General features: G+C 65.9%; 10 protein-coding genes and 4 pseudogenes. 7 read left to right on the top strand and 7 right to left on the bottom strand.

The features are described from left to right. Window positions 1-41 precede the first annotated feature (41 nt). Window positions 42-578: a hypothetical protein gene (locus AOQ53_RS08985; RefSeq protein WP_059416452.1), complete on the top strand. Its 537-nt coding sequence runs from the start codon at window positions 42-44 to the stop codon at window positions 576-578. Here the strand turns inward: AOQ53_RS08985 and AOQ53_RS08980 are convergent. Next, a complete protein-coding gene (locus AOQ53_RS08980; protein WP_059416451.1) occupies window positions 535-1,326 on the bottom strand; it encodes an IS5 family transposase in 792 nt (263 codons plus the stop codon). The genes AOQ53_RS08985 and AOQ53_RS08980 overlap by 44 nt on opposite strands. 857 nt (window positions 1,327-2,183) lie before the next feature. Between AOQ53_RS08980 and AOQ53_RS44105 the strand changes: the two genes are divergently transcribed. Both AOQ53_RS44105 and AOQ53_RS45915 read left to right on the top strand, forming a co-directional pair. After that, entirely contained in the window at window positions 2,184-2,762 is a 579-nt protein-coding gene (locus AOQ53_RS44105) for a hypothetical protein (RefSeq protein ID WP_148640306.1), read from the top strand. Window positions 2,763-3,481: 719 nt separating this feature from the next. Continuing rightward, complete coding sequence (locus AOQ53_RS45915) at window positions 3,482-4,162, top strand: hypothetical protein (RefSeq protein ID WP_059416449.1); 681 nt, start codon at window positions 3,482-3,484, stop codon at window positions 4,160-4,162. 703 nt (window positions 4,163-4,865) lie between these two features. On the opposite strand, the pseudogene AOQ53_RS08965 reads toward AOQ53_RS45915, so the two are convergent. Continuing rightward, window positions 4,866-6,046, bottom strand: a pseudogene (locus AOQ53_RS08965) (IS3 family transposase). Window positions 6,047-6,193: 147 nt separating this feature from the next. Between AOQ53_RS08965 and AOQ53_RS08955 the strand changes: the two are divergent. Further along, complete coding sequence (locus tag AOQ53_RS08955) at window positions 6,194-6,922, top strand: DUF2625 family protein (protein WP_059416447.1); 729 nt, start codon at window positions 6,194-6,196, stop codon at window positions 6,920-6,922. Between the two features lie 6 nt (window positions 6,923-6,928). Here the strand turns inward: AOQ53_RS08955 and AOQ53_RS42685 are convergent. The 3 genes from AOQ53_RS42685 to AOQ53_RS40560 all read right to left on the bottom strand — a co-directional run bounded on the left by AOQ53_RS42685 (window position 6,929) and on the right by AOQ53_RS40560 (window position 8,796). Further along, a protein-coding gene (locus tag AOQ53_RS42685; protein WP_167745700.1) for an IS5 family transposase occupies window positions 6,929-7,725 on the bottom strand; the annotation gives its coding sequence in 2 pieces (ribosomal slippage) (window positions 6,929-7,395 and window positions 7,395-7,725; 798 coding nt in all). Window positions 7,726-8,081: 356 nt separating this feature from the next. Then, window positions 8,082-8,219, bottom strand: a complete 138-nt coding sequence (locus tag AOQ53_RS44520) for a hypothetical protein (RefSeq protein WP_167745697.1) — start codon at window positions 8,217-8,219, stop codon at window positions 8,082-8,084. 103 nt (window positions 8,220-8,322) lie between these two features. Further along, on the bottom strand, window positions 8,323-8,796 hold the full coding sequence (locus AOQ53_RS40560) for a hypothetical protein (protein ID WP_078945216.1): 474 nt from the start codon (window positions 8,794-8,796) through the stop codon (window positions 8,323-8,325). Between the two features lie 261 nt (window positions 8,797-9,057). On the opposite strand from AOQ53_RS40560, the pseudogene AOQ53_RS40555 reads away from it, so the two are divergent. From AOQ53_RS40555 to AOQ53_RS08935, 3 genes and pseudogenes are all read left to right on the top strand, one after another. Beyond that, a pseudogene (locus AOQ53_RS40555) lies at window positions 9,058-9,198 on the top strand (transposase); the annotation flags it as partial. Between the two features lie 343 nt (window positions 9,199-9,541). Then, the gene (locus AOQ53_RS08940) at window positions 9,542-10,603 is read left to right on the top strand and encodes a S1 family peptidase (protein ID WP_167745696.1); all 1,062 of its coding nucleotides are present in this window, start codon (window positions 9,542-9,544) and stop codon (window positions 10,601-10,603) included. Window positions 10,604-10,863: 260 nt separating this feature from the next. Beyond that, the gene (locus tag AOQ53_RS08935) at window positions 10,864-11,778 is read left to right on the top strand and encodes a hypothetical protein (RefSeq protein ID WP_059416445.1); all 915 of its coding nucleotides are present in this window, start codon (window positions 10,864-10,866) and stop codon (window positions 11,776-11,778) included. 277 nt (window positions 11,779-12,055) lie between these two features. On the opposite strand, the pseudogene AOQ53_RS45910 reads toward AOQ53_RS08935, so the two are convergent. Both AOQ53_RS45910 and AOQ53_RS40545 read right to left on the bottom strand, forming a co-directional pair. After that, window positions 12,056-12,345: pseudogene (locus tag AOQ53_RS45910) on the bottom strand (hypothetical protein); the annotation flags it as partial. A gap of 139 nt (window positions 12,346-12,484) precedes the next feature. After that, window positions 12,485-12,945, bottom strand: a pseudogene (locus AOQ53_RS40545) (proteasome accessory factor PafA2 family protein); the annotation flags it as partial. Window positions 12,946-13,181: the final 236 nt, after the last annotated feature.

The raw sequence follows: 13,181 nt of genomic DNA, 5'->3' as shown, positions 1-13,181 counted from the left end.
AGTGGTGGCCTGTCGGGTCGTCGTTCCCCGGGAGGTCGCGGATGCCGTCGGTCGTTGGACTACTGGAACAGCAGGAGCTCGCCGCTCGCCGTCGGGTCGACGGGCTGCGGGAGGAGGCGGACCGTATCCAGGCCGAACTGGCCGAGGCCGAGCAGGAATGGCAGGAGTGGGCGATCGCCCGCAGGCGGGTCGATACGGTGCTGGCTCCGGACGTCGGCACCACCGCCGACGCAGAGATCACCGACGATTCGCGGGATGCGGACGCGCAGTCGGCGCCCCGGGATGCGGCGAAGGCGAAGTCGCAGGTGCCCATGTGGCGCCAGGGGCTGGCCTGGTCGGTGCTGTCGGTCGACTACCAGCGCATCCTCAAGGCGCTCGCGGAGCGGGCCCGGCTTGGCCAAGACCCGTTGACCTGCCAGGAGATGGCCGCCGCGTTCGGTATGGACGTGGTGCCGGCGCGGGTGGAGGCACTCCGGTCGAAGGCGAAACGACTGGTCGCCCGCGGCTGGCTGGCCGAGCAGCAGCCGGGCCGGTTCACCCTCGCTGCCGGTGTGACCGGGCCAGGCGGCGGGTCATGAGCAGGGTCATCGACCAGTAGATCATCGCCTCGGCGCTGGTGGTGCGCCGCTCGAAGTCGCGGACCAGGCGGCGGGTTCGCATCAGGTGGGCGAAGAGGCGCTCGACGATCCACCGCTTGGGCAGGACCACGAAGCCCCGCTGATCGTCGCTGCGTTTGACGATTGCCAGGACCAGGGCGAGCGTGGCCAGGCAGTATTCGGCGAGGCTGCCGGTGTAGCCGCCGTCAGCCCAGATGAGGGCGAGGCGGTGGTGGGCGTCGGCCACCTGCGTGAGCAGGACCTGGCCGGCTGTGCGGTCGCCGACATCCGCGCTCGTGACCATCATCCCCAGCAGCAGGCCGAGGGTATCGACGACGACGTGCCGCTTGCGCCCGTTGATCAGCTTGCCGCCGTCGAAACCGCGGCTGTCCGACCCGACGACCGCGTCCGCTTTGACTGACTGCGAGTCGATCACGCCGGCCGTCGGCTCCACGTCCCGACCCAGCCCTTCGCGGACCTGCGCGCGTAGCCGGTCATGGAACTCATTGACCAGAGCATGGTCGCGCCAGCGGCGGAAGAAGGCGTATACCCGGTCCCACGGTGGGAAGTCGACCGGCATGGCACGCCATTTGATCCCGTTGTCTACCAGGTAGCGGATCGCATCCAGCATCGCCCGGTGGCAATACCCTTCCGGTCGGCCGCCCCGGCCGCTCATCCAGCCCGGCACCGGCAGCAGCGGCCGGATCGCTGCCCACTCCGCGTCCGTCATGTCCGTCGGGTATCGACGTTGCCGCTCGGGCCGGTCGGCCGCGTTGCCGTACACATGCGCGAGGCAATCACACGACAGAGCAGCCGAGTTGGACTCCAACAGCACTGGCCCGGAAGACTGCGGCACCGGGGCCTCCTGACGCACTATGGATCCGACACCCACGAGCTGTTCAGGAGGCCCTGCCTTCATTCCCTCCCCACGGCGAGATCACCCACCGGGAATCCGCGTTCGACCACCACCGCTCGAGATCGAAAAGATACGAGTTTCTAACGCAGCATTCGATGGGACGTCTTCTGAGACGACGACTCCACCTGTTACAGGAGGCCCTCATGTCAGACAACACCTCGCTATCACCTGACTCACCAGAGCTACCACATGGTGGAGCAGCGCCGGAACCGTCGTGCCAGCCGCACGCGTCCCCACCCCCGGCGCCTGCACCTGTGCAGCCTGCGCCCGACGGGCAGACAGAGCCCAACGCGAGTACCGGGGGCGGCTGGCGGCGGTATCTGCCTTTGAGGGACGGGAACTTTACCGCCACGGCGATCATCGCGCCGGTTGTCGTATCGGTCACCGGGCTTGGGATTGCTGGCGGTTTCTCATGGATTAGTGATCAGTTCAAAGAAGACAAGCCACCCCTGTATGTGTCCGGTTCTCGCTCGCCGAGGGTTGCGGTCTCTACCAAGCCGGGCGTGCAGCCATCCGGCTCCGTATCGTCGTCGGCGCCTGTGTCCCCTTCCCCTGTACCTGGTGCTCCGTCCTCATCGGCGACAGGCAGACGAGCAGACCAGTCTGAGGCAGAGGCACAGGGCATTCAGTATTTACGTAACGGCTATCTGTGCCCGTGGGAGGCATGGGTAGTGAACAAGCCCCCCAACGACTTCAGCAACATACCCGTGTTAGAAGACGGTAGCCCGGATCCAGAGCTCATCAACGATGACACAGCGGGAGACCCCGCCAGCACACATCTCAGTATTGATGTCCAGCCTGTCGATAACAGGCCGCTGCAGGTCAAGGAGCTGCGGATCAAGATCCTCGAACGAAAACCGGCTCCGACTGCTGACGAAGCGACATTGGTCGGATTGCAGAACGGCCAGTGCGGAGGAGGCCCCGTAGAGCTAAGAGCCTATGCCGACCTTGATGGCGGCGCCGACTTCGCGACCGTGAGTTTTGAAGGCGAGGAAGCATTGCCTCAAGAGCTCATAGGTGGGAGAACACTAAATATCGACCTCACGGTGGAGACCCGTACCTGCGACTGCGTGTGGATCCCTGAGATTGTCTGGTCTAAGGACGGTGAGGTGAAAACGACGGATTTCCGGATCGACGGGAAGAACTTTCACACCATCGCGACCATCGGACTTGAGCGCCGTGCCTGGCAGCAGGACCTTAACACGTTGGAGTGGTCGGAGACCGTTTTCGACGAGTCCATCCTGGACTAACAACGCTAAGCAGCTTGTCCTTCCGATCTTGAGAGATGCGCGTCGAAGGGGAGTCCCGGTTCGGTGTTGTAGGGCTCTTGGTGCATACCGGTAGGGCCTCCTGAACAGCTCGTTGGTGTCGAATCACCGAGCAACATCAGGAGGTCCTACCTTCACGCCCTCCCCACCGCGAGATCACCCACCGGGAATCCGCGTTCGACCACCACCGCTCAAGATCGAAAAGACAACAGCTTCTTAGGCCGGTGTGGCTACCACCTGCGCTGAATGGTCCGCAGACGTTTGTGTTCGTCCGCCGTCGTTCGTCGACGTTGTCACGCAGTTAGACACGCACCAATGCTGCTCTGGCCGATGGTTGGGGCGGCTGTGGCCCGGTGGCTGGGGGCAACTGTGTGCTTCGCGGCTCGCCCAAGGGTGCGGACTGGTACGAGGCAAGCGGGCCGGCCCATACGAAGTTGCCGTACTCATCTTGCGTCTGGCCGAGCCAAAGGGTAGCGCGGTCCGTCCAAGCTCACAGCGTGACGATTGCCCTCGGCTTGCCTGTGTCGGATGTTGCCGATCGGGAAGCATGACCCGGCATCAAGACCAGTAACTAAGACCGTGTCCTACGTGGTGAGGCGGATGAGACGTAGGAAAATTTCACAGCCACGTTCCGTGAGTGTTTGTGTGTATGAGTACGCATACCCATGTGGGGCGCGCGACGTCGACCGGAGACTGTGTCCATGACACCGATCTTCGCTTCCATCAGCCCGCTTGTCCGCCCCCGGCGTGCCCTGACGGTAACCGCACTCGCTACCTTGGCGCTTGCCGGCTGCGGGAGCGAGAGCCCGAGTGACGGTGGGTCTGAGAGCAAGCCGGGTCGCAGCGTCAGCGCCGAGGAGAGTGCCACATCCTCGGGGCCCGAGCAGGCGGGGTTCATGGCGATGCTCGACAAGGTTGCGCAGCCATGTCTTGAGACCGAGACCGAGACCGCGACTGGGCCAGGCCCGTCTGACAAGAGGCCAGCCGGCTCGGCGAAGGAGGAGAAGGAGAGCCTCGCCCCCGGCGAGACCCCTCCGGCTGTCCCGATCGAGCCTGGCGCCCCCACGGGTCCCGGGGCGGAGCTGAACGACCGAGACTGGTGCATGAGCGTCCAGCACGAACAGCGCATTGTCCAGGCGCTGCAGGCGGTTTCGGAGCCCACCCCTGCCAAGGTCAGGAAGGTTCTGAACGACCTTGGTTACATCGACGAACGCATCCACGGTCTCAGGCAGGACGGCAAGTTCACGCGCTTCTACCTGGACCTGCGCGAGAAGGGAGGCCGTCTCTGCGAGGAGGGCTTGGCGGCGGGCGTGGAAACGGACATCTCCGCGTGTGTCGCCTCCACTGTGGGACCTTTCCCAGCTGCGGGTTCAGGGGAGTAAAGCCTGCAGCCAGCGGACTTGCTGGCGTGTGAAGGGGCGGCTATCTTCTGGGGCGTGCCCGCCCGAGTCTCCCGGGGCACCGGCAGCCCAGTGGCTCCGTTATGTCAACAACAGGGAGAGCGTAGTACGAGCGAACTGCGCAGGACATCAGTTAATGGCCGAAGTGAGGCCGTCTTCTGGTGCACCTGCGCACACGAAGATGGCCCCATAAGAAAGAAGGGGTCACTGAAGTGGCTGGGCATAACTGCAAGGGGCACAATGTTTCTATTGTGCTCTTGGTTTCTCTCGTGGCGGCATTGACCTCTGTCGTGCTGGCCCAAGCGGCGCATTGTAATCCATGGGAATGTGTGCGGTATGGCGCTGTCACTTTTGCCGGCGCTTTTGCCATCGCACTGGCTGTAGCTAACGCCCTTAATTGGATCGGGCCAAGGAACAGCCGCTGAGGCCGCGTGTGCAATATCGTGCTGGATTTGAGGCAGGATTGAAACTGCGAACCAATCCGGTCGGCCTTGGGCGAGCCGTGCTCCACTGACGGGCCGCTGTCAGCGTCACAAGTAGTTGGCAGCGTGCGTAACAACCATCCAGTGCCAGGACTCGCCACGGTACCTGGTGCTGAACTCATCGACTGGAGTGAAGCCTTTCATCCAGCGCCCCCGCCCGTGATACTTAGGGGACTGCTGCATGATCGGGTGACAGTGGGGGTTTATGCAGCCAGGGCTGCGGGTGGGGTCATGATGGTCTCGTACTCGACGGGGGTCAATCGGGCCAGGCGTCTCTGCCGCCGGCGTCGGTGGTAGGTCCGCTCGATCCAGGTGACGATCGCGATCCGCAGCTCCTGGCGGGTGGCCCAGGCACGGCGGTCGAGGACGCTTTTCTGCAGCAGCGCGAAGAAGCTCTCCATAGCCGCGTTGTCGCCGGCCGCACCGACCCGGCCCATGGAGCCGACCAGGTCGTGACGTGCGAGAACGGACACGAACTTCCGTGAGCGGAACTGCGACCCGCGATCGGAATGAACCATGCATCCGGCGACCCGACCGCGGCGGGCCACCGCGGATTCAAGGGCTCTCACCGCCAGACTGGACTTCATCCGGGCGTCAATGGAATAGCCCACGATGCGGCCTGAGTACACGTCCTTGACGGCACACAGATACAGCTTGCCCTCGCCGGTTGCGTGCTCGGTGATGTCCGTCAGCCACAACCGGTTCGGCCCGGCTGAGGTGAAGTCCCGCCGCACCAGATCATCATGGACAGGCGGCCCGGCCTTGGCGTTCTTCCCACGGCCTCTGCGCTTGCCGAACACGCTCCACCAGCCGTTGTCCCTGCAGATCCGCCAGGCGGTTCACTCAGCCATCGACTCACCGGCGGCCCGGGCCTCGTCGAGAAGGAAGCGGTGACCGAACTCGGGATCGTCGCGATGCGCGTCGAACAGCGCGTTGGCCCGGTGAGCCTCGGCGAGTTCGGAATCGGTGACCGGTGAGGCCAGCCACCGGTAGTAGGGCTGGCGGGCCAGCCCGAGCACCCGGCACGTCACCGCCACCGGCACCCGGTGAGGGGCATCGGCGGCGGCCAGCTCGCGGACGAGCGGGTACATCATCTTGACGGCAGGTTCGCCTGCGACAGATACGCCGCGGCCCTCCGCAGGACCTCGTTCTCCTGCTCCAGCAGCCGGATGCGCTTGCGGGCCTCGCGCAGCTCGGCCAACTCACCCGACGCCGTCACGGGCCTGGCGCCCTCATCGGTCTCGGCGCGGCGCAGCCACTTCGACAGCGTGATCGGGTGGACCCCGAAGTCGGCGGCGATCTGTTCCAGCGTGACGCCGGGCTCACGGTTGCGCGCGACCCGCACGACGTCCTCGCGGAACTCCTTCGGATACGGCTTGGGCACTGCAACGTCCTTCCAGGCCGCCTCTCAGCAAGCCAGGTCAGGTGTCACTTATCCGTGCAGCAGTCCCTAGAGATCATCTCGTTTGGTGGATCGAAGTGAAGGTGCCCCGGCGGACTGCGTCTTCAGTGCTGGTGCGACGATGCGGGGATGCGCGAGGTCGATGAGCTGCTCAACGTCGATGATCCAGCCTGGCCGCTCCTTCTCCAGGAGCTGTCCGGCACTGACGTACCAGTTGAGGTGCTGCCCGGAGATGCCGAGACAGGCCGTGCCTCGCTGTTGCAGCTCCAGGTCTCGGCCCGGTCGAATCTGGGCGGGATCGTCTTGAATAGCGGCGGTCTGCTGGTCGACAGCGGCTGGTTGCGGATCTTCGGAAGCCCGGGTGCCGCCCACGCCGAGAGACTGCCGGGCCTGGCGGAGATCAACGCGATGCCCTCGACGTTCGATCCGGCCTGGCGGCCAGGGGCGGGACTCGTGGTTGCGCACGATGTGTTGGGCGGGGTGTTCGCCCTCAACGGAGGAAACCCCCGTGAGGCCGGTCGGCCCGGCGAGCCGGGCGAGATCCTGTACTTCGCCCCCGATTCCCTTGGCTGGGAGGCGCTGGGCGCCGGGCACTCGGCCTGGCTGTCCTGGATTCTCTCTGGAGGGCTCCAGGAGTTCTATGGGGGCCTGCGGTGGGACGGCTGGCGCAGCGAGGTGTCCGTGCTGAACGGCCGGCAGGGATTGTCGTTCTTCCCGGCGTTGTGGTCGGCTGAGGCCCGCCAGGATCTGCTGGCGACCCGTCGCCGAGCGGTGCCCATGGCGGAACTCCTGGGGCTGAGCCGCGACTCGTGCCTGCAGTTCGACGGCGCCGATCCGGGGTTCCTCGGAGTCGCATGAACCGGCTCACGCAGCTAGACGCCGGTAGCAGATGAGCGCAGCGGCGATGCCGGCGAAGGCGAGGAAGTGTTCGGCCTTGCGCTCGTAGCGGCGGTGCAGACGGCGGCATCCGGCAAGCCAGGCCACTGTGCGTTCCACGGTCCATCGGTGACGGCCCAGGCGCTGGGAGGACTCGATGCCCTTGCGGGCGATGCGCGGGGTGATGTTCCGGGAGCGTAGCCAACAGCGCAGGTGGTCGTAGTCGTACCCCTTGTCGCCATGGAGCTTGGCGGGTCGTCGTCGGCGCGGCCCGCGGCGGGAGCGGATGGGCGGGATGCCGCGCACCAGGGGTTCGAACCCCTGGCTGTCGTGGGTGTTCGCGGCGGAGATCCCGATGGAGAGGGGCAGACCGGTCCGCTCGGTGATCAAGTGGATCTTTGATCCCTTCTTGCCGCGATCTACGGGATTCGGACCCGTCAGATCCCCCCTTTCGTCGCGCGCATGTTCACTGAGTCGATGGCACACCGGGACCAGTCCAACTCGCCACGCACGCCGAGTTCGTCCAGGACCAGGCGGTGGAGCTTGCCCCATACTCGGGCCCGGCTCCACTCGGTAAACCGCCGGTGCGCGGTCGGCCCGGACGGGCCGAAGACCGGCGGCAGTTGCCGCCAGGTACACCCCGTCGTGGCCACAAACAGGATCGCCGCCAGCACTTCGCGATCACCGTAGCGGCGTCGGCCGCCACCCTGCGGACGCACCGGCGCAGCCGGGACCACCCGCTGGAACAACTCCCACAACCCATCCGGCACCAGACGCCCCACCATTGCCATCACATCCGCCAGCCTAGTGATCAAGCCAGTTGAGACGATCTCTTAGCTCAGGGTTGTCCCGTAACTCGACGAAGGAGCTGGCGGGTCACTGCCATGGGATCGGCTTGTCCCGTTCTGACCCGGATTTCGACCTCTACAGCAACTCGCCCATGCCTCGCCCCCTCCTCGTCCCACACAGGTTGCTGGCCTTCTCCCTTGCAGCGAAGCTCGCTGAACTCAGTAAGGAGGTGAGGAGCCACGAGTCCATGCTCTGTTGGCTCGATGGGCTGAGTGCAATGCGGGCAGAGATACACAGTTCCCCCCTCTTGGCTGTGACCTCATTCGGTTGGCCCCATCATGCTCTGCGTCTGCTAGCTGCCGCTCCAACTACGTTCGATTTTCGCGTGGTTGGCGCAGTACCAGTTGGAGAGCCACCATGTCTTCTTCCCCTGGGTGTTGTCGGGGATCTTGGTGAGCTGGGTTTTGCTGGTCAGGGGCGGTGGGCTCACGCGCCTGGTGGTCGTCGTTGGTCGTCATTGGCCACTGTTGAGCGGCCTCGGACGGCCCAGGGACGGCCCAGACTTCCGATCACCGGCCCGCCTCGGAGGCGGTTCAGTTGGCTGGTGTGGCTCTCTGGTGCGACCGCATTGCGGTTCGCAGAGCTTCGAGTTCGGTTCGTGGAAACGGCCGGCCCCATTGAGCCTCATAGGCTTCTTCGCCCTGCTCATGATCGACTCGGTCGAAGGCTCGGACGGCGGACCGTGCGAGTGCCTTGATTGTGTGGCGGCCTGCCCAGAGAACTGCCCCTGATCTGTCCTGAGCTTGGGCGTCGTCAGCCAAGACCAGGCGGACGTCGACCACAGATCCGTCTCTGTGGAAGAACCACCGGTACACCTGTGGCTCTCCCTCCAACTCGGCGCGTGTTTCCTCGTCACCGAGGACAAGCCGGGCAACGGCGTAGAGGAACTGCTCGGGTCCGTCAGCAATGTAAGAAGCGATGGCCTCCGCCTCGCCGTGATCATCAGCCACCTTGACGACGGCCCAGCCTTGACTGCCCAATGTCCATGTGATCGCTAGAGACGACATCTCGCCCTCCTCCGGGGTGACTCTATGGACTCAGGCGCTGTGCGGCCGAATCCTCAGCTTGGGAAGCTTGGGTCCCTTAGGAGTGATTAACGGGCCGACCTGCGGCGGAGCGATGACAGCGCAGGGCTAGCGACTACCTCAGCCCCCGGAATTCCCCGCATTCCCCGTACGACCTGGCACGGATCTGGCACGTCCGGCATCAATGCCAACCGTGTCCACAAGACCGTCGCCGTCGACCTGCTGAGCCCCCCGCCCGTCCACAAAGTCCGCGCCCGCGTGGAGCACGTCTTCGCCCGGATGAAGGACTGGAAGATCCTTCGCGACTGCCGGCTGAAAGGCGACGGCGTTCACCACGCCATGCTCGGCATCGCCCGCCTGCACAACCTCGTCCTTGCCGGGTGACGCAGAAACCAGCAGGCCACCCCAGCCTGCCGAAGATCATTTACGGGACAGCCCTGAGCCGGCCGGCACACCCTGGGCCGCTCCTCCGCCCCCTCGGTCGCCTCGACCGTCCGGCGGATCGCGGCGGCGTCATTGAGGCGGCCTGAGTGCGCAGGGCAGCCCTGGCCTGCATGCCCCAAGGCTGGGCCGGCAGGTCAACTGTGCGTCGTTGTCGGGGAGTTGTCAGCTCTCGTTTACTCGTCGGCAACCACGTGGGGAGACCCTTCTCCGGGCACGTTGATCAGCACAACGTGCCCTTTTTCGTCTACTGGGGGGACAGATGCGAAGACCTGGCATACGCGGCGTGGGAATTGCAGCGGCGGTCGGTGGCCTGCTCACCGTGCTCGTCTCGCCCGGTGCCCATGCGGCCCCGACGGCGCTCACAGATCCGGCGAAGGCCGCAGCGGTGGCCTCCGAGCTCGGAGACGATCGCAGCGCCGGCGTGTACTACAAGGACGGGCGGCTCGTTGTCGGGGTCACCGACGAGGCCGCCGCGAGATCGGTTCGGAGCGCAGGCGGCACGGCGGAGGTCGTCACCCATAGTGCGAACGAACTCGACGCCATCCACGCGGAGCTGGATCGACTGGCTGGTATCCCTAACACGTCCTGGGGCGTTGACCCGAGCAGTAACCAGGTGTCCGTCAAGATCTACGATGGCGTTTCCACCGCTGATCGAGCCCGGCTTGAACGAGTTGCCACGGTGCACGGAGACGCGGTACGCGTCGAGAGACGCTCGGGCAAGCTGGAGCCGGCCGCCTATGACATGCGAGGTGGCGTCGGCATCTTTTCCGACGACTGGCTTTGCAGCTCAGCGTTCAACGTCCAGAACGACTCAGGTGAGAAGTTCATGCTCACCGCCGGACACTGCACTATCGGTCAGAACTTCACTTGGTACCGGTACAGCGGCAACGTCAAGTTGGGAACGGTGACGGCCTGGTCGTACGAGCCCGGGGACTGGGCCGTGGTCGACTACACGAATGCTGACGTCTCCCCGCTCGGGATGGTCCAGTACAGGGACGGCACCTCGTCGCAGATCACGGCCTCGCGCTGGGTCTCGGACGGCGAGAAGGTGAAGCGCGTGGGCACCACAAGCCAGGACTTGGACGGCATAGTGCTCCAACCGAGCACCACCGTGAACTACCCTGACGAAGGGGTCACGCTCTACAACATGGTCGAGACCAGCCTCTGCAGCAAGGACGGCGACAGCGGAGGGGCGCTGTTCACGGGGACGACCGCCTTGGGCATCAATTCCGGTGGCAACTACCTCGACTACGCCTGTGGCAACACGGATGCGCAAGCCGATCGCGTTTCCTATTATCACCCGGTCCAGGACGTGCTCCTCAAGAAGGACCTCAAGGTCTTCTGACCCGCATCCAGCGGAGTGGTGAGGACGCCTGCCGGATCGTACGGCTGCTGAAACGGGCCTGTACCTCCCGACGCTGCACGCACGGTACAGGCCCGCACCACACGGCCCGCGATGAAGAGCATCGTCACGATGCGATAACGGAGGCGGCCTAGCGAGGGAACGGACCGAACCTGGCCCGGGGTCCGCACGTCACAGGGCGGTAAGGGCCCCACACCTCCGCCGCGCAACTCCACTCGTCACCGTCATTCCCTGGGGGACACATGCCTACGAACACCTCGCGCACCGTCCGTCTGCTCGCGGCACTCGCCGTGGGGGCCGGGGCCGTCGCGGGGTGCGGCAGTGAGAAGGCCGACGGTACCGGCGCGGAGGCCCGTCCCACCGAGTCGGCGCGGTTGGAGGCCCGCGCCCGTCAGGTCGCCGACGCTTGGGACGGCTCCGAGGCAGCCGAGCAGTGGCATAGGGGCTACTACCCGATGAGCGAGGTAGTCCAGTTGCCCGAGAACGGCCTGCGCAACGAAGCCGACGAGCGTGCTTACGAGACGGGGAATTTCGAGTTGCGTGCGGACCTCTCGGCCGCCCCGCCCAAGGACGGGCAGGCGAAGTGGGAGACCGGCGGCTCGCTGACCATGCAGATCATGGAGGCCCAGCAGGCGTACAAGGCACTGGATCGCGACAGCAGCCCCGGACCGCGCCTGACGGTTACCGGAGCCGAACTGGGTGAAATGACCCTGGTCACCAGCCGCGGCCCTGCCACGGTCCCGGCCTGGCTGTTCACCCTGGACGGCTACGACACCCCGCTCAAGCGGGCCGCCGTCACCCCCTCGAAGCTCCCCGAGCCGCCGATCAAGCCGGCTCGGGACATCCCCACCGATGTGCTGGCGCCGCTCGGCGGGTTGGTCGAGGTGGCCGCGGACGGCCGGTCCGTCACCGTCGTGGCCACCCATGGATCGTGCGACGAGGGTCCCGCCGTGAATGCGCTGGAGACGGACGGCAGCGTGGTGCTGTCCGCATCTGTTGCCGGGGCGAGCGACGGTGACTGCGCCAGCGAGATGCGTGGACGCACAGTGACGGTGAAGCTGGACCGGCCGGTCGGCGACCGTATTCTCCTGGACGCGTCCACGGGCCGACCGGTGCCGTACGGTCAGTGGCCCAGGACCTACCAGAGCTGGAGCTGAGCCTGTCGGATTCCGTGCCCGGTGCGGTACGGCGGCGTCGCCATGTCCCTCGCCGTGTCGGTGAGTGTGGTCCGCTGGGGAGAGTGTGCAGTGGCCATGGTTCGTCTCCGGTGCTCCATCGGTAGCCGGCTGTGGTCGAAACGCCGGCCCGGCCCCTCTTGGCTCAGTGCTGCTCCGGCTCCCCCTCAGACCTCGCCACGGTCGGGGTCCAGCGCCAGTACACCGGCACCGCCGGGCGCATCGAGAACAGCCAGGTCGCCATATACCTCGACTTGCCGCGGTGCCCGGCCCAGGTGAGGATGCCGGCGGGCGGGACGGCGAAGCCGTTGAGGAACAGCCAGCACGGTACGGCCGTGCCGGGGGCCGCGGTGAAACGGGCGCACAGACCCAGTAGCGCGGCCAGCAGGGAAGGCAGGCCAGGGCGAGCGAAGGCCGGTCCGTGCCGACCGGAGCGTTGAGCAGTGCCACCGGCAGCAGCGCGCCGCCGAAGGCCGCGGCCCGCAGCAGAGGCGTCGGCGCGGGGCGGGGGACGGGCCGGGCCTCGGTGCCGGGTGACACCCACTCGATTGAGTAGTCACGAAGGCTTCGTCGACGGAGTTGTCGATGCTCTCCTACAAGTGGTTCAGGCAGGCCACCATGACGCAGCAGTTCGTACGGAGGCACGAACTCCATCGCATCCGGTCCCGCCGCATTCCCCCGGACCGATCTGGCTGAGCCGGAAGCCGTGCCCGTCCTGGCCGATGCCGACGCGGCCCGCGCCGGTGAAGACCTGGCGGGAGACGAAGAACGGCGTCAGGTGGCGCACGCTGTCCGAGAAGGGGGTCTCCCTCTTCATCAGGTAGTTCTCGTGCGTGGCGTAGGACGCGCCCTTGTTGTCGGTGCTGTTCTTGTACAGGTGGATCGGCTGGGCACCGGGCAGCTGGGCGGCCCGTTCCGCGGCCTCCGTCATGCCTCGTCGGTGAACTGGCTGGCGGCCTCGCGGGCGATGTCGAAGCCTCGGGCGTCCCGCAGCGGGTTCTCCTCCTCGAAGTCCCTGCGGGCCCGGTGTATCGCCGCCGCGTAGGCGTTCACGATCTGGGACGAGGTGAGCATGGGATTGGCGTTGGGGTGGCCGGGGACGGAGATTCCGTACTCCGTCTCGATGCCCATTACTCGCCGTACGGTCATGCTACCGGGGTGAGCCCCAACCGGAAGAAGGCCCTCGCCGTCTTCGTACTCTTTGTGGTCGTGGACCTTGTCGCCGTTGTCTGCGGCCACGTGATCCGTTGGCTTGGTAGCGGCGTGCTTCAAAGCGTCCTGGCTGGCGGCAGTGCTTGGGCAGTCCTGATGGCGCTCGGCATCACCCTCATCGCGCTGTTCGACTTCAAGGACGACCGGCACCCCACCCAGTCACCGGCGGGTAC

It is taken from the genome of Streptomyces azureus, assembly GCF_001270025.1.
Taxonomy (GTDB): domain Bacteria; phylum Actinomycetota; class Actinomycetes; order Streptomycetales; family Streptomycetaceae; genus Streptomyces; species Streptomyces azureus.
Note: the sequence above shows the minus strand (reverse complement) of the source record. Positions and strands in the feature narration are given on the sequence as shown.